Raw genomic sequence first — 14,850 nt, forward strand, 5'->3', positions numbered from 1 at the left:
GCTTGGCCCACGCGCGCCGTGACGGCACGCTCCCGTTTCTCCCGGCGTCGTAGAGCCGTGTGCCTTCTGGGTCCGGAGACTCCCCGCCCTGCACGCTCGCCAAGCCTCACCGCGCATCCCCGCCCTCCCTCCAGCATTGCGACAGCCCTCCCGCCATGGCACGAGCCCGCCCTCATGCCGACCCGCCCCTTCACCCTGGGCCGCTCCCGCCCGCTCTCGGGCGATCCCGGCGCCGCCGACGCGCGCCCGTTCGAGCTCCCGGCGCACCACCTCGTGACCCACGGCGTGGTCGTCGGGATGACCGGCAGCGGCAAGACCGGGCTCGTCATGGTCCTCGTCGAGGAGGCGCTGCGCTCGGGCGTCCCGGTGCTCATGGTCGACGTGAAGGGCGACCTGCCCAACCTGCTCTTCACGTTCCCGGAGCTCTCCCCGGCCGAGTTCGAGCCGTGGATCGACCCCTCCGCCGCCGCGCGCGACGGCCGCTCGACGGCCGACGTCGCCGGGGGGCTCGCGGCGCGGTGGCGCGACGGCCTCGCCTCCTCGGGGCTCGGCCCGGCCGACGTCGCCGCGCTCCGCGCCCGCATGGCCCCGCGCCTGCTGACGCCGGGCACCACGGCGGGCGAGCCGGTCCACGTGCTGTCGGCGCTCGAGACGCCCTCGCCGCTCTGGGACGAGGACGAGGAGGCCGCCCGCGAGGCGCTCTCGGCCTCGCTGTCGCTCCTGCTCCGGCTCGTCGGCCGCGACCCGGATCCGGCCCGGAGCCGCGAGCACGTGCTGCTCGCGCACCTCGCCGAGCGGCGGCTGCGCGCGCGGCGGGCCGCGGGGCTCGAGGAGCTGCTCGCGGACCTGGCCGAGCCGCCGATCGCCGCCGTGGGCGCCCTCGACGTCGACGACTTCTTCGCCCCCAAGGAGCGCCAGGCGCTCGCCCGCGAGCTCAACACCCTGCTCGCCTCTCCCACGTTCGCCACGTGGCGCAAGGGCGCGCCGCTCGACGTCGCGGCGTGGCTCGCGCCGCAGGCCGGCGGCGGCGGCGGCGCCGGCAAGACCCCGGCGGTGATCGTCAGCGTCGCGCACCTCGACGACGACGAGCGGCTCCTCGTCCTCGGGCTCCTGTTCGATCAGCTGCTCTCGTGGGTGCGCGGCCTCTCCGGCACGAGCGACCTGCGCGCCCTCGTGGTCTTCGACGAGGTCTTCGGCTTCCTGCCCCCGCACCCGGCGAACCCGCCCACAAAGCGGCCGCTGCTCGCGCTCCTGAAGCAGGCGCGCGCCTTCGGGGTCGGCGTCGTGCTCGCCACGCAGAACCCGATGGACCTCGACTACAAGGCGCTCTCGAACGCCGGCGCGTGGTTCGTGGGCCGGCTCCAGACCGACGCCGATCGCGAGCGCGTCGTCGAGGGGCTGTCGGGCGCGGACGGGGGCGCCGGCGGCGTCGGGGCCGCGGCCCTCTCGGCCACGCTGAAGGCGCTCCCCCCGCGCACGTTCTTCGTGCGCGACGTCCACATGCAGCCGCCGTCGTTCCTCGCCGAAACGCGGTTCAGCCTGTCGTGGCTGCGCGGCCCGGTCACCCGGCGCGAGATCGGCCGCCTCGTCCGGAGCATCTCCCCTCCCCCGCCCGCGCCCGAGCCGACACGCGATTCAATGAATCCGAAGGCCGTATCTCCAGATGCTAGGGTCGATTCTCTGGATTTCAGGTCTGCACATCCAGATCCAAGGGTCGATTCTCTGGATTCCAGGTCTGCACATCCAGATTCCAGGATCGATTCTCTGGATTCCAGGTCCGTACATCCAGATCCCAGGGTCGATTCTCTCGATCAGAGGCTCGCACATCCAGATCCGAGACGCGCTTCGCTCGATCCGTCGCGCCGCGCCCAGCGCGCGCCCGTGGGCCCAGGCGGCACGGTCGTCCTCGACCCGCGCCACACGCCCTCCGCACCGCAGCCCGCGCGGCGCAGCGGCGCTGCTCGTGCGGACGCCCGCGCAGGGGCGCCGGCGCCCCCACCGGCATCGCCGGCCCCATCGCCGGCTGCGACGGCGCCCCCGCCGCCTCCCGAGGGCTGGCGGAGCCTCTATGCGCACGCCCCTGCCGCCGCTCCGGAGGGCTTCCGGTACATCCCCTGGGTGGCCGCCTCGGTGATCGCCCACCTGCGCGACACGAAGCTCGGCGTCGCCCTCAACCGGAGCCAGCTCCTCGCCGCACCGCTCCTGCCCGACGGCAAGCCGGATCTCTCGCGCGTCGCCCGGCTCGACCCCTCGCTGCTCTCCACGGCGCCCGCCGCGGGCGCGCGCTTCGCCGAGCTGCCCGCCCCGCTCGCGAAGCGCGCCGCCGCGCAGGCCGCGGCGCGCGCGCTCCGGGAGCACGCCTACCGCACGACCGAGGCCGCGGTGGCCGTCCACAGGGAGCTCGGGCTCGCGCAGGACGACGGTGAGTCCGTCGAGGCGTTCACCGCCCGCTGCCGCGCCGCCGCGGCCCGGCTCGCCGCCGCCGAGCAGCAGCAGGTCGTCGGCCGGTTCGCGCCCAGGATCGCGCGCCTCGGCGAGCGCATCGCCGCCGCCAAGGCGCGGTACGACCAGGCCGAGGCCGAGGTGGCCGCGCTCCCCGGCGCGGTCGGCGCCGCGCTCCTCGGGCTCGTCGCCGGCCGGGACACCGCGCGGCGCGCCGGGACCCAGCGCGACAAGGCCGCCGCGAAGCTCGAGCGCGCGCGCCAGGAATGGACCGAGGCGGACGCCGCGCTCCGGGACCTCCACGCCGCGCAGGCCGCCGAGCTCGCCGCGCTGGAGCAGCTCCCGCTGCGCGCCGGCGAGGGCATCGAGACGAAGCGCCTCGTCCCGAAGAAGAACGACGTCGAGGTCGCGTTCGTCGCGCTCGCCTGGGCCGCGACGCTCGCCGGCCCCGCGTGAGCCCGCGGGGCGACGCCTCGTCTCAGCGCGTTCCCTGGCGCAGGCACATCGCACGAGGAGAGCGACATCGACGTTTCCGCAACGCCTCCAAGGGCAAGGAATGCGGGGAAGAGAGAAACCGCAAGGGCGCAAGGGGCGCAATGGATCGGAGACGAGATGTTTTCTTGCCTCCCCTTGCGCCCCTTGCGCCCTTGCGGTTTGTCTTCCCTTCTGTTGATTTCCTCGGGACTTCAATGGGATCGGTGCTCTAGGCTCCCCCGCATGCAGCCGATCGGCTCACCTGAGCGACGCCTCGACGGGGAGCCCGCGCGGCTCTGCCCCCGGTAACGCCATGCCGTCCTCCCGCTTCCGCGCCGGGCTCGGCCGTCCCAGCTCCGCGCCCGCCGAGATCGCGTGGTTCGCGTTCCACGGCGACGATCTCCTCGTCCGCGCGCGCGTGTCGGAAGACGGCGGCGGAGACCGCTTCGACATCCCCCTCGTGGCCGATCTCGCCGACCTCGGCGTCCTCGTGGTGCGCGACCAGCCGCTCGGCGAGCTCGACGGGCGCGCCTGCCGCTCCGCGGAGCTCGCGCAGGGCGCGCCGGCGCCGGCGGGATACGCCTACGTCTCGCTGCGCCGCCTCCACGGGCGCATCGATCCGGAGCTGTTCGAGATCGCGGGCACGGCGTACCAGGTGCAACACTGGGACAGGGCCCACCAGTACTGCGCGGCGTGCGGCGCCGAGCTCGAGGCCGGGCAGGACGAGCGCGTCAAGCGCTGCGTCCGCTGCGCGAGCAGCTATTTCCCGCGGATCACGCCGGCGACGATCGTGCTCGTCGAGGACGGCCCGCGCGTCCTGATGACGCGCCAGGCGCGGTTCCCTGCGGGCATGTACGGCCTCGTCGCCGGGTTCGTCGAGCCGGGCGAGACGCTGGAGGCGTGCGTCGCGCGCGAGGTCCACGAGGAGACAGGCGTCGACGTCGCCGAGGTCGTCTATTTCGGCAGCCAGCCGTGGCCCTTCCCCCACCAGATCATGGTCGGCTTCACCGCTCGCTACGCCGGCGGCGATCTCCGCGTCGACACGCGCGAGCTCGAGGACGCGCGCTGGTTCCACCGCGACGCGCTGCCGCTCCTGCCGCCGCCGCTCAGCATCGCCAGGAAGCTCATCGAGGCCTGGCTCGCGCGGCCCGCGCGGTAGCGGCGCCGCAGCTCGGCGCTCCCGCGCGACCGTGCTAGCGTCCATGCATGCAGGCGCACCGAGCGCTGCTCGAGACCGACGAGCAAGGCAAGCTGAAGGAAATGCCGGTCCTCCCTCCTCGCGCGCGCGTCGAGGCGATCTTTCTAGTGCTCGAAGAGCCATCTCCGCCGCCAACCCCCATGCGCCGGCCCCCTGCGGAGCTGTCTGGGCTCCAGATCCTGGGCGACGTGGTCACCCCAGCCATCGATGAGCCTGACTGGGGCGTGAGCGACGCGTGATCGTCCTCGACACGCACACCTGGCTCTGGTGGATCCAAGGCACCGCAGCCGATCTTCCTTCGAAGACGAAGGCGCTCATCGAGCATGAGCCTGGACCCGTAGGCATCGCGTCGGTCTCCTGCCTAGAGGTCGCCTGGCTTGCGAAGAAGGGGCGCGTCGTGCTCCCGGTCTCCGTTGAGGACTTCTTCACGAAGGCGATCGACCAAGCAGGCCTTGTCCTGCTTCCCCTGACTCCGCGGATTGCGGCCAAGTCGGCAGCTCTGCCCGATTTGCACCGAGATCCGATCGATCGGTGATCATCGCGACGGCCATGGAGCACAACGCGGAGTTGGTGAGCAAGGATGAGCTCGTCTCCCGCTACCCCGGCCTCCGCGTTCGCTGGGATTCGTGACCAAAGCCGTCCGATCGGCTCACATACATCACCGTGAGATCCTCGAAGAGGGCGTCGGCACGGCGCAGCACCACCTCGCTCGGCCCGGCAGCCGCCCGCCTTCGCCCCCTCAGACGCGGCGCAGCTTCCACGCGCCGCGGCGGAACACGAGCCCGCCCGCGAGCGCGAGCGTCGAGAACGCCACCGCGATCGCGATGAAGACGCCCGCCGGACCGACCCCCGCGGCGCGCGAGAGCCCCCAGGCCAGCGGGATCTCCCAGAGCCAGAAGCAGGCGAAGTTCAGCAGCGTGGGCGTCCAGGTGTCGCCGGCGCCGTTGAACGCCTGCGTGAACACCATGCCGAAGCCGTAGAACAGGAACCCGCACGAGACGATCCGCAGCGCCTGCGTGCCGAACCGGAGCACCTCGGCGTCGTCCGAGAACGCGCCGACGATGGCGCCGGCGCCCACCGCGAAGACAACGCCCACCGCGCCGAGCATGACCGTGGTCCAGATGCCCGCGCGGTACACGGCGGCCTCGGCCCGGTCGGGGCGCCCCGCGCCAAGGTTTTGCCCGACCATCGTCGCGGCGGCGTTCGAGAGCCCGAACGCCGGCAGGATCGCGAACACGATGACGCGCATCCCGATCGTGTAGCCGGCGAGCACCGCGCTCCCGAAGGGCGCGAGGATGCGCACCATGCCGATCCAGCTCGCCGTGCCGATGATCGACTGGAACGCGCCGTTCGCGAAGAGCCGCAGGAGGGCCGTGAGCGCCGCCGGATCGGGGACGAGGTGCCGCGCTCGCACGCGCACCCGGCCGCTGCCGCGCGTGAGGAAGAAGATCTGCAGCGCGACGCCGGCCCCGCGGCCGAGCGTCGTCCCGACCGCCGCGCCGGCCACGCCGAGCTCCGGGAACGGGCCGAGGCCGAAGATGAAGCACGGGCCGAGCGCCATGTTCAGCGCGTTCGAGAGCCAGAGCACCCGCATCGACAGCGCCGCGTCGCCGGCCCCGCGGAAGATCGCGTTGATGACGAACAGCATCAGGATCGTCGCGTTGCCGAACAGCATGATGGCCGCGAACGGCGTGCCGGTCGCGATCACCCCGGGGGTCGCCCCCATCACCGCGAGCAGCCGCGACGCGAGCAGCGCGCCGACCGCCGAGATGGGCAGCGAGATGAGCAGGCCGAGCGTGATCGCCTGCCCCGCCATGGCGGCCGCCTCCTCGGGGCGCCCCTCGCCGACCCGACGCGCGACCGTCGCCGACGCGGCGACCGCGAGGCCCATCGCCATGGCGTACACGAGCGCGAGGAGCGACTCCGTGAGCCCGACGGCGGCGACGGCATCGGCGCCGAGCCGCGACACCCAGAAGACGTCGACAACGACGAAGAGCGACTCCATGACCATTTCCATGACCATCGGGATCGCGAGCAGGGCGATCGCCCGGTCGATGGATCCCGTGGTGAAGTCGTGCTCGCCGCCGCGGACCGCGTCGCGGAGCGTCGCCCAGACGCCTGCGCCGCGGCGTGGACCGGGCGAGGGCGGCGAGGGTACGACAGCATCCGCGCGCAGATCGGGGGCGGGTGGCGTGGCGTGGTCGCGCATGAGGGCCGGCAACCTGATCGCGGGAGGCCGTTTCGTCCAGCGGCTTTGCACACCTTTGCAGATCTGAAGGGCGACGCTCATGGCGCCCGATGGCGGCGCCATCGCCGCGGATCGGCCGTCACCACCGGGCCGAGTCGGCTGACGACCCCCCGCTGCCAGCGCCTGGCTCTCGAACGGAAGACCGGCGATCCGGCAGTGAACCGCGACCGTCAGCAGTGTCCCTTCGTGCTCGGTCGCGACCCGATACCGCGCTGACGAATCGGCCCGCGGCTGCGCGACCCCTTCAAGACGCATCGTGCCGTTGGCCATCAGTCGACCCGCACCACGAACACACCACTCCCGGTCTGAACCGCTACCCAGGCCACCGGTCCTTACCCATCCGGGCAGGACGACCCGCGCTGTCCCTGCGGAGGCCACACCCGCGCCGTATCCTACGTTGCCTGTACGCCATGGATCCGGTGGTAGGGCGTTGACATAGATTGATTCAGGACGCGCCCGATTGAGTTTGTAACCTCTCTTTTTGATCATCGTCGACGCATCGCCGACGCCGCCACGCTGCCGCACGGAGATCGCGTGGTGATTCGCCTGGGGCAGAGCGCACAGAGGTAGCCGTCGTTCTGCCGTGGTGCCGCTGGGGACATCATGGCGGCAAAGGAGCGATCATGGCCGTTGTCCGGGGGGTTCGCGGAGCGTCAGGGCCAAGGAGCGCAGAGCGCAGGGGCACGGCTCCCGCGTGGCGAGCGCGGGAGCCGCACGGTCTCTCGCTCCCCCCCTCGACCGTGTCGATGAATCAAGCGCCGGCGTCGACGCCAGCGCAGCGCCCAGACCACGACCTCGCGACGGCGGCGGGGCCCTTCACCTCGGCGACACCGCGATGAAGCCGCGGCCCAGGACGGACGCGCCGTCGATCCGCCCGAAACGCCTCGGCCTGGCGCCGAGGTGCTCGGCCGGAGCAGGCCAATCCGGCGGGTCGGTCTGCTCCTCGGGAGTGACCATCGGCGTGCGCACCGAAAACGACGTCGCGCAGGCGTTCCTGACGGCGTGGAGCGCGGGCCGCGATCTCGGGTTCTCCGCGGTCGATCAGACAAAGGTCGCGACGGCTGTCGCCGAGCTCGGGAACAACATCGTTCAGTATGCCGGCGCGGGCACGATCGTCGTCCGTCCGATCGGCGGCGAGCCGGACGTCCTGGAGATCATCGCGTCCGACGACGGCCCGGGTATCGCGGATATCGAGGCCGTGCTGCGGCCGGACTTCCGCTCGCGAACGGGCATGGGACTCGGATTGAAAGGGGTCCAGCGCCTGATGGATGCGTTCGACATCGCGTCGGAGTGCGGGCGCGGGACAACCGTGACGATACGAAAGGCGAGGGGGTAGCTTATGACGACAGCGACCGACAGGAGCGATAGAGCGAAGCGCGATCGCAGCGCACCGAAGCGCGATCGCAGCGCACCGAAGCGCAATCGCAGCGCACCGAAGCGCGATCGCAAAGAAGCGAGCTCGGCTGGCCCGGGGCCTTCGCCCCGACCGCGGGGCGCGTCGCGAGACGGCGACAAAGAGCCCCAGCACCTGGCCGACCGCGAGCGCTTGTTCGCGATGTCGCTCGACCTCCTCTGCATCGCCGGCGTGGACGGTCGGTTCAAGCAGCTCAACCCGCGCTGGCAACAGCTGCTCGGCTACTCGCTCGACGAGCTGCTGGCCGAGCCCTTCCTCTCGTTCGTCCACCCCGACGATCGGGAGTCGACCCTCAAGGCGGTCGAGCAGCTCAGCGCCGGACAGGAGCTCGTCTCCTTCACGAACCGCTACCGGCACAGGCACGGGCACTATCTACGGCTCGAATGGAACTCCAGCGTCGCGCCGGACGGACAGACGCTGTACGCCCTCGCGCGCGACGTGACCGAGCGCGACCGCGCCGCGGCCGAGCGGCGCGCTGCGGACGAGCGCCTCCAGCACCTCCTGGCGTCGTGCCGCGTCGTGCTCTACAGCGCGAAATTCGATGGCGGCTATCGCGGGGTCACGTTCGTCAGCGACAACGTATCCGCGCAGCTCGGCTACACGCCCTCGGAGCTCCTGAGGGATCCAGCGTTCTGGCGCGACCGGATCCACGCCGACGACCGGGGATCGATCCTCGCGGAGCTCGCCGAGCTGCCGGCGCGCGGCACGCTGGTGTACGAGTATCGATGGCTGCGCAAGGACGGCGTCTACCGGCGCATCCACGACGAGTGCAAGCTCGTGCGCGGGGAAGGCGGCGCGCTGTGCGAGATCGTGGGCTCGTGGCAAGACGTCACGGAGCGATGGGAGACGGAGCAGACCATCCGGCGCCAGTCGACGGCGCTGCTCCAGCTGTCCACGCCGCTCATCCCGATCAGCGATCACGTCTTGATCATGCCGATCATCGGGGTCGTCGACAGCCGCCGGGCCGCGCAGGTGATGGAAACGCTGCTCTCCGGCATCACGGCCAGGAGCGCGCGCGTGGCGATCCTCGACATCACCGGCGTGAGCATCGTCGACACCAAGGTGGCCGACGCGTTGCTGCGGATCGCGGCCGCCGTGCGGCTGCTCGGCGCCGAGCTCATTCTGACGGGCATACGGTCCGAGGTCGCGCAGACGCTCGTGGGCCTCGGCGCGGATCTGCACGGGCTCGTCACGCACGGGACGCTCCAGGCAGGCATCCGCCACGCCATGCGCCACGACGTCCAGGGCGCGGCAGCCGCCCGCTGAACGCGCGCGGGCCTCGCCGGCCGAACCCCGGCGCCGCCCACGGCCTGCCTCCAGGCCGACGCCGGGAGGGCGATCTCCTTCGGCCGCTGCCGTCGCGTCCTGCGGCGGCGTCAGCGGATCGAGAACGGATCCCGGTCGCGCGCGCTGACGTCGACGCGCAGCGACGGCACCGCGGCGCGGAGGCGCTCGGCGAGGCGCTTCAGCGCGGCGCGCTCGCTGTTCGAGTGCAGCGCGCACACAACGGTGACGCCCGCGCTCGCCGCCTTGAGGGCGTCGTGGTGGCGCAGCTCGCCGGTCAGGTAGAGCTCCGCGCCCTGCGCGATGGCGTCGTCGAGGAGCGCGCCGCCCGCGCCTGCGCACGTGGCCGCGCGGGACACGGCGCGCTGCTCGGAGCCGGCCACGAGCAGCGCGTCGACGCCCAGGCCCGCCTTGATGCGGCCGAGCAGCTCGGAGACCGGCGCGGCGCCGGCGAGCGGCCCGATCCGCCCGATGCCGGCCCTGAGCGGCTCGGCGGCGAGCTCGACGAGGTCGAACGCCACCTCCTCGTACGGGTGCGCGGCGCGCATCGCCTGCACGACCGCGGCGGTCCGATCGCGGGGGAAGACCATCTCCAGCCGCACCTCGGCGACGCGCTCGAGCCGGCCCTTCTCGCCGACCGTGGGGTTCGTGCCCTCCTCCCCGAAGAACGTGCCCGTCCCCAGCGTGCGGAAGCTGCAGCGCGAATACCGGCCGATCCGGCCCGCGCCCGCCTCGGCGAGCGCGTCGGCCACCGCGTCGGCGTGAGCCTCCGGGACGAAGACGACCAGCTTGTGCTGCCATGCCTTGGATGGCGCCCGCCGGAGCGGCGCGCGGTCCGCCGAGATGCCGAGCGCGTCGGCGAGGACGTCGTTCGTTCCGCCCTCGGCGACGTCGAGCGCTGTGTGCGGCGAGTACAGCGCGATGCCGTCGCGGATCGCGGCGAAGAGGGGGCTCGGCGCCACCACGCGCTTCACGGCCTCGAAGAGGGGCGGATGGTAGGCGACGACGAGATCGCAGCCGAGATCGCGCGCCTCCCGGGCGACCTCAGGGGTGTAATCGATGGCGAGGAGCGCCGCCGACGAGGGCCGCGCCGGGTCGCCCGCGAGCAGGCCGACGTTGTCCCAGGGCTCCGCGAACCGGAGCGGCGCGATCGACTCCAGCGCTGAAAGGACGTCTCGGAGGAGGGTCATGAGCGCCTCTATACCAGCAGCGACCGCGGAGCGGCGGAGCGGAGCGCCGCGCGATCCCGCGGCGACCGCGGAGACGAGCGCAGCCGGCGACGTCGCGTCGCGCCGGAACCTGGACGGCCAGCGCGACGCCAGGCGGGCGCGGCGCAGCGCTCGGCGGACAGGAGCTCAACGCAGCCCGCGAGGGCGCGCCACGGCGGAGGGCGCAGTCGGTGCAGACCGGGCTGCGCCACGCTGTAGCACGTTGTGCCGGCCATTCCGGCGCTGAAGCGCGGATCCCTGCGGATCCCGCGCTGGTACGGATGCTGCTGTGATACGGCCCCATGGCCAACACCCCCTCTCCGATCCTGTTTCGATTCGCTCTCGCGCAGCAGCTGACGCGCGCAATCCTCGCCACCGCAGCGGTCAACGTGGCTGTCGGAGGCGCCGCTTGCGGCGGCAACGTCCTCCAGGACCGCGCCGGGAGCGACGGTGGTGGCGGCGCCGCGTCGAGCGACGAGAGCTCGGGGGCGCGTGGAGGAATTGGCGGGGATGGCGGGGGTGGCGCGCCGAGCGTCGCTACGGTCACGTCGATCCAAGCCGGCGGCGGCGGCCTGGCGACCGATGAGAGGACGCTCTGTATCGAGCTGGACGACCGGCTACAGGGCGGAGCCGGGGGGGCCGGCGGCGCAACCGGCGAGGGCGGCCTCGACGGCTCACCCGCGGGCGTGTGCCCATCGCTCACCCCGTACGGCTCCGCGCTCCCTCGACCGCCCGGTTTGCCCTTGGATTGCTGGTACACCCACATCTATGAACCCGTCCTGCGCGACGGGCAGTGCTGCTACGAGTTCCTGGCGACCTGCAGCAGCAGCGTCTCGGGGCGCCCGTTCCTCGTGGGCGAGCGCGCCCGGACCGCGCCGGCGCGGCGGGGCGAGACGAGCGCATGGGGCGCCGCGGCGCGCCCGGACGTCGCGGCGCTGCCGCAGGCGACCCGCGCCGCGCTGGCCGAGGCGTGGCTCCGCGACGCCCTGCTCGAGCACGCGTCGGTCGCCTCGTTCTCGCGGTTCGCGCTGGAGCTGATGGCGGTCGGGGCCCCCGCGGACATGCTCGCGGCGGCGCACGAGGCCGCGGGCGACGAGGTGCGCCACGCGGCGCTCTGCTTCGGCCTGGCGAGCGCGTACGCCGGCGCAGCGCTCGAGCCGGCGCCGTTCGCGTTCGGGGGGCGGGTCGAGGTCGCCTCGGACCTGCCCGATCTCGCGGCGCGCGCCGTCCGCGAGGGGTGCGTCGGCGAGACGCTCGCCGCCGTGCAAGCCGTCGAGCAGCTCTCGCGCGCCGCCGACGCCGCGGTCCGGAGCGCCCTTGCCACGATCGCCGAGGACGAGGCCCGGCACGCCGAGCTCGCGTGGCGCTTCGTGGCCTGGGCGCTCCAGACGGGCGGCGAGCCGGTGCGCCGGGCCGTCTCCGAGGCCTTCGAAGCGGGCCTCGCCGCGCCTCCGCCGGACGCCGCGGCGCCGCGCGCCGAGGCCGACGCCCTCGCCGCGCACGGGCGCCTCGACGGCGCGGCGCTGGCCGCCTCCCACCGCCGCGCGGTCGCGGACGTCATCGCGCCTGCGATGCGCGCGCTCCTGGGCGCGTAGCACCTCGGGGGGCGCAAACCCCGACTCGGCCTCGAGCGGCGCCTCCGCGGCTCCTGCTGGATCGGGACAGCGCACCTTGCCTTGCATCGCGGCCAGGCCCCTGGCGGAGTAGATTGAGGCGATGCGTCGATCGATCACGGGCTACCACCAGGACGATGTGAACGACTGGGTGGCCGAGCTGAGCTGTGGACACGGCCAGCACGTCCGGCACAAGCCTCCCTTCTTCTCGCGCCCCTGGGTCGTCACCTCCGAGGGCCGCGCATCGATGCTCGGCACCGAGCTCGACTGCGTGCGCTGCGATCGCCTCGAGCTACCCGACGGGCTGATCGCGTACAAGCGAACGGCCGATTTCGACGAGGTCACGATCCCTTCCGGCCTGCGAAAGGAACATTCCACAAAGCCCGGCGTGTGGGGGGTGATCCACGTGATCTCGGGGCGGCTCCGCTACCGCATCGATGGGCTCGGCGGTCGAGAGCTCACGCTTGATCCAGAGACCCCAGGGATCGTCGTGCCCGAGGTGCTGCACCACGTCGACCCCGACGGCCCGGTGCGGTTCTTCGTGGAGTTTCGACGCAAGGGCGGGTAACCCGACCCGTCGAATGGGGCGGTGTCCGCAGCGGTCTGGGTCGGTCGCTGCCTCTCGCCCATCCAATCTCCGCTTTTGCGACAAATGGAACGGGAGGGTGTCCCCCGTTCCAGGCGCTGAAGGCTGGCTCGAGGTCGCGACCTCAGTCGACCGCGATCGCGACCGCCGTGTCGTCGGGGTACGAGAACCCCTGTTCGACGGTGAACGGCTCGTCAAGGGAGCACAGACCGCCTTCACACGTGGCCGCGCCGAAGAGATCGAGGGCGATCTCGAACGCTCCGGGCTGCACGGCGACGGCGCGCAGGCAGTGTGCCGCGAAAGGATTGTCCGGCTGCGCCGAGCAGGCGATCGGCATCTCCTCGGGCTCGTACAGCAGACCGGTCCAATGGAAGGTCGCGCTCTGTCCGGCGGCGATCTCGATCGCGCTCCCGTCGAGGCAGTCGAGCGGCCAGTCGTCTGACGTCTGGACTTCTTCGCAGGTCAGCGCCGCCCTCGGGCGATCTGCCGTCCCGGGGGGCCCGCCCTCCGGACCGACACGGAAGCGCTCGATGCACTCGGCCCCGCGGTAATAGATGGGCGTCGCGCGGTGGTTCGTCACCGTGAACGTCACCTGGGTTCCCGGCTCGTCGCCGTCGAACGCCGAGCAATCGACCGCGCCGCCGCTGCCGCCGCCGCCGTCCGCCCCACCGCTGCTGTCAGATCCTCCGCTGCCACCGCCGTCCCCGCCTTGGCCACTGCCACAGGCGGACACGAGCAGACAAACGCAAACCATCGCCAAGCACCTCAACATGAGCGCCACCTTTCGAGGGCGCGGAAAGCAAACGCTGGACCAGGCCGGGGGCTCCCGTGGAGTGCGAGGTTTTGCTGCGTCGTAGAAGATCGCGTGTGCCTCGGTGGGCCTTTCTGTGTCGGAGGGGTCAGCTCGGAGCCGCGCGTGGCTTCTACATCGGCGGGAGGGCCGGGCGAGGCATGCAGCCCTGCCTCGAGCGCGCGTCAGGCGAGGAAGCCGGGCAGCGGCCCGCATTTCGGCTCGATGCCGATGCCCGTCGCGGCGTAGCCGAGCGCGTTCATCACCGACGTGAGCAGCTTGTTCGAGCTCTGCGCGGTCGTGTTGTTGATGTACTGGCCCACGTTCACGCCCAGGTTCTTCCCGCCGATGACCAGGTACTGCATGTCCTTCGGGTTGTGGCTGTGGTTCGTGCCGCTCTCCACGCCCCAGAGCAGGATGGTGTTGTCGAGCATCGTGCCGCTGCCCTCGCGGATGCCCGCGAGCCTCTTCGCCAGGTACGCGACGTGGCTCGCCCAGAAGCGATCGAACAGCATGAAGGCCTGGCGCGTGGTCATCGGCTCACCGCCGACGCTTACGCTGTCGTTCGTGCGGCTGACGTGCGCGACCACGTCGTGCCAGCTCTGGCCGAAGCCGAGCAGGCCCTCGTGGTGGCCGCCGGAGAAGCTGAAGTGGTAGTCCGCGACCCGCGTGCGATCGCACGTGAACGCGCTCACGATGATGTCGGCCTGGATCTGCGCCCAGCGCGTGATCGTCGTCGCGTTGTTGGTGCTGCCGTTGTAGCCGGAGGTGTCCGCGCGCTCGCACGCCGCGCCAACCGGGCCCGACGTGCCGCCGCCCATGCCCGCGATGCGCTGCTCCAGCTCGAACAGCGCCTCCACGTGGAGTTCGAGCTTCTGGCGCTCGGCCTGGCCGAGGAAGCGCTGGATGGTCTTGAGCTCGCCGGTGTTGATCTGGAGGATGCGCTGGTCGGCGCTGCGCTTCGCCGCCGCGACGGCATCCGGCGTCGAGCCGGGCGTCGAGGTCGGCGCGGAGCCGTCGAAGGTGACGCCGCTGAAGATCGTGCTGAACGCGCGCGCGGGGTCGGCCGTGTGCGTCATGGGCTGGCCGGGGCCGCTGTACGAGATGATATGGCGCTTGTCGGCGCCGCCGCGATCGGCGACGCACAGGTGGATGCTCGCGAGCGGCGTGCCGCCGCGAAGGTCGGAGTTCTTGAGCAGGATCTGATCGAGCGAGGGACCGTTCGCGTGGTGTGAGCTCTCGTCGATGAAGCGCGCGCCCGTGAACAGCTGCGCCATGCCCGCCTCGTGATGGTTCCCGACCGTCCACGCATGGTCGAGCCGGCGCAAGAACAACATGTCGCTCTCGAGGCCACGGAAATCGGCGAGCGGCTCCTGGAGCTGGAACGTCGACCCGCTGCCCGTCGGCCACCACTCCGGTGGGTGCGAGTCGGGCGTGAAGATCAGCACCAGCCGCTTGGGCACGACGGTCTGCGCCTCGACAACGCGGTGGCGCAGCAGCGGCGCCAGGAACATCGCGCCGACCGCCGTCTTCAGGAGATCCCGTCTCGATACGTCGAAGGGCTTGGGCATGTTCGGTCCTCGATGATCGGAG

At 72.1% G+C, this 14,850-nt stretch carries 13 protein-coding genes; 8 read left to right on the forward strand and 5 right to left on the reverse strand.

Annotated elements, in window-relative coordinates; genetic code table 11:
* Positions 1–174: 174 nt before the first annotated feature.
* From WME90_RS22600 to WME90_RS22615, 4 genes are all read left to right on the forward strand, one after another.
* Positions 175–2,898: a helicase HerA-like domain-containing protein gene (locus WME90_RS22600; RefSeq protein ID WP_437283250.1), complete on the forward strand. Its 2,724-nt coding sequence runs from the start codon at positions 175–177 to the stop codon at positions 2,896–2,898.
* A 331-nt stretch (positions 2,899–3,229) separates the two neighbouring features.
* Positions 3,230–4,075 carry an NAD(+) diphosphatase gene (nudC, locus tag WME90_RS22605; RefSeq protein ID WP_437283251.1) on the forward strand — a complete coding sequence of 282 codons (846 nt, stop codon included), beginning with the start codon at positions 3,230–3,232 and terminating at the stop codon, positions 4,073–4,075.
* Positions 4,076–4,122: 47 nt separating this feature from the next.
* Complete coding sequence (locus WME90_RS22610; protein WP_437283252.1) at positions 4,123–4,353, forward strand: hypothetical protein; 231 nt, start codon at positions 4,123–4,125, stop codon at positions 4,351–4,353.
* Positions 4,350–4,649: a type II toxin-antitoxin system VapC family toxin gene (locus tag WME90_RS22615; RefSeq protein WP_437283253.1), complete on the forward strand. Its 300-nt coding sequence runs from the start codon at positions 4,350–4,352 to the stop codon at positions 4,647–4,649. Before WME90_RS22610 ends, WME90_RS22615 begins: the two co-directional genes overlap by 4 nt.
* Before the next feature lie 204 nt (positions 4,650–4,853).
* Here WME90_RS22615 and WME90_RS22620 read toward each other — a convergent pair whose 3' ends face one another.
* The gene (locus WME90_RS22620) at positions 4,854–6,323 is read right to left on the reverse strand and encodes an MATE family efflux transporter (RefSeq protein ID WP_437283254.1); all 1,470 of its coding nucleotides are present in this window, start codon (positions 6,321–6,323) and stop codon (positions 4,854–4,856) included.
* A gap of 855 nt (positions 6,324–7,178) precedes the next feature.
* Entirely contained in the window at positions 7,179–7,319 is a 141-nt protein-coding gene (locus WME90_RS22625; RefSeq protein WP_437283255.1) for a hypothetical protein, read from the reverse strand.
* Positions 7,320–7,323: 4 nt separating this feature from the next.
* Between WME90_RS22625 and WME90_RS22630 the strand changes: the two genes are divergently transcribed.
* Positions 7,324–7,698: an anti-sigma regulatory factor gene (locus WME90_RS22630; RefSeq protein WP_437283256.1), complete on the forward strand. Its 375-nt coding sequence runs from the start codon at positions 7,324–7,326 to the stop codon at positions 7,696–7,698.
* Between the two features lie 3 nt (positions 7,699–7,701).
* Positions 7,702–9,042, forward strand: a complete 1,341-nt coding sequence (locus WME90_RS22635) for a PAS domain-containing protein (protein WP_437283257.1) — start codon at positions 7,702–7,704, stop codon at positions 9,040–9,042.
* Positions 9,043–9,152: 110 nt separating this feature from the next.
* Here the strand turns inward: WME90_RS22635 and WME90_RS22640 are convergent, their stop codons facing one another.
* A complete protein-coding gene (locus WME90_RS22640; RefSeq protein ID WP_437283258.1) occupies positions 9,153–10,250 on the reverse strand; it encodes a Nif3-like dinuclear metal center hexameric protein in 1,098 nt (365 codons plus the stop codon).
* Between the two features lie 320 nt (positions 10,251–10,570).
* On the opposite strand from WME90_RS22640, the gene WME90_RS22645 reads away from it, so the two are divergent.
* Positions 10,571–11,863 (forward strand): ferritin-like domain-containing protein, encoded by a 1,293-nt coding sequence (locus tag WME90_RS22645; RefSeq protein ID WP_437283259.1) that lies wholly within the window; start codon positions 10,571–10,573, stop codon positions 11,861–11,863.
* Positions 11,864–11,984: 121 nt separating this feature from the next.
* The gene (locus tag WME90_RS22650) at positions 11,985–12,449 is read left to right on the forward strand and encodes a DUF3565 domain-containing protein (protein ID WP_437283260.1); all 465 of its coding nucleotides are present in this window, start codon (positions 11,985–11,987) and stop codon (positions 12,447–12,449) included.
* A 142-nt stretch (positions 12,450–12,591) separates the two neighbouring features.
* On the opposite strand, the gene WME90_RS22655 is transcribed toward WME90_RS22650, so the two are convergent.
* Positions 12,592–13,221 carry a hypothetical protein gene (locus WME90_RS22655; RefSeq protein WP_437283261.1) on the reverse strand — a complete coding sequence of 210 codons (630 nt, stop codon included), beginning with the start codon at positions 13,219–13,221 and terminating at the stop codon, positions 12,592–12,594.
* 221 nt (positions 13,222–13,442) lie between these two features.
* Positions 13,443–14,828 (reverse strand): DUF1552 domain-containing protein, encoded by a 1,386-nt coding sequence (locus WME90_RS22660; protein WP_437283262.1) that lies wholly within the window; start codon positions 14,826–14,828, stop codon positions 13,443–13,445.
* Positions 14,829–14,850 lie beyond the last annotated feature (22 nt).

This window comes from Sorangium sp. So ce375 (genome assembly GCF_051473855.1).
Classification (GTDB): domain Bacteria; phylum Myxococcota_A; class Polyangia; order Polyangiales; family Polyangiaceae; genus Sorangium.

Bases quoted from the DNA above. Each gene is read 5' to 3' on its own strand.
- WME90_RS22650 (WP_437283260.1), top strand. From the start codon at position 11,985: ATGCGTCGATCGATCACGGGCTACCACCAGGACGATGTGAACGACTGG.
- WME90_RS22625 (WP_437283255.1), bottom strand. From the start codon at position 7,319: ATGGTCACTCCCGAGGAGCAGACCGACCCGCCGGATTGGCCTGCTCCG.
- WME90_RS22640 (WP_437283258.1), bottom strand. From the start codon at position 10,250: ATGACCCTCCTCCGAGACGTCCTTTCAGCGCTGGAGTCGATCGCGCCG.
- WME90_RS22645 (WP_437283259.1), top strand. From the start codon at position 10,571: ATGGCCAACACCCCCTCTCCGATCCTGTTTCGATTCGCTCTCGCGCAG.
- WME90_RS22620 (WP_437283254.1), bottom strand. From the start codon at position 6,323: ATGCGCGACCACGCCACGCCACCCGCCCCCGATCTGCGCGCGGATGCT.
- WME90_RS22660 (WP_437283262.1), bottom strand. From the start codon at position 14,828: ATGCCCAAGCCCTTCGACGTATCGAGACGGGATCTCCTGAAGACGGCG.
- WME90_RS22655 (WP_437283261.1), bottom strand. From the start codon at position 13,221: ATGGTTTGCGTTTGTCTGCTCGTGTCCGCCTGTGGCAGTGGCCAAGGC.
- WME90_RS22600 (WP_437283250.1), top strand. From the start codon at position 175: ATGCCGACCCGCCCCTTCACCCTGGGCCGCTCCCGCCCGCTCTCGGGC.
- nudC (WP_437283251.1), top strand. From the start codon at position 3,230: ATGCCGTCCTCCCGCTTCCGCGCCGGGCTCGGCCGTCCCAGCTCCGCG.
- WME90_RS22635 (WP_437283257.1), top strand. From the start codon at position 7,702: ATGACGACAGCGACCGACAGGAGCGATAGAGCGAAGCGCGATCGCAGC.
- WME90_RS22610 (WP_437283252.1), top strand. From the start codon at position 4,123: ATGCAGGCGCACCGAGCGCTGCTCGAGACCGACGAGCAAGGCAAGCTG.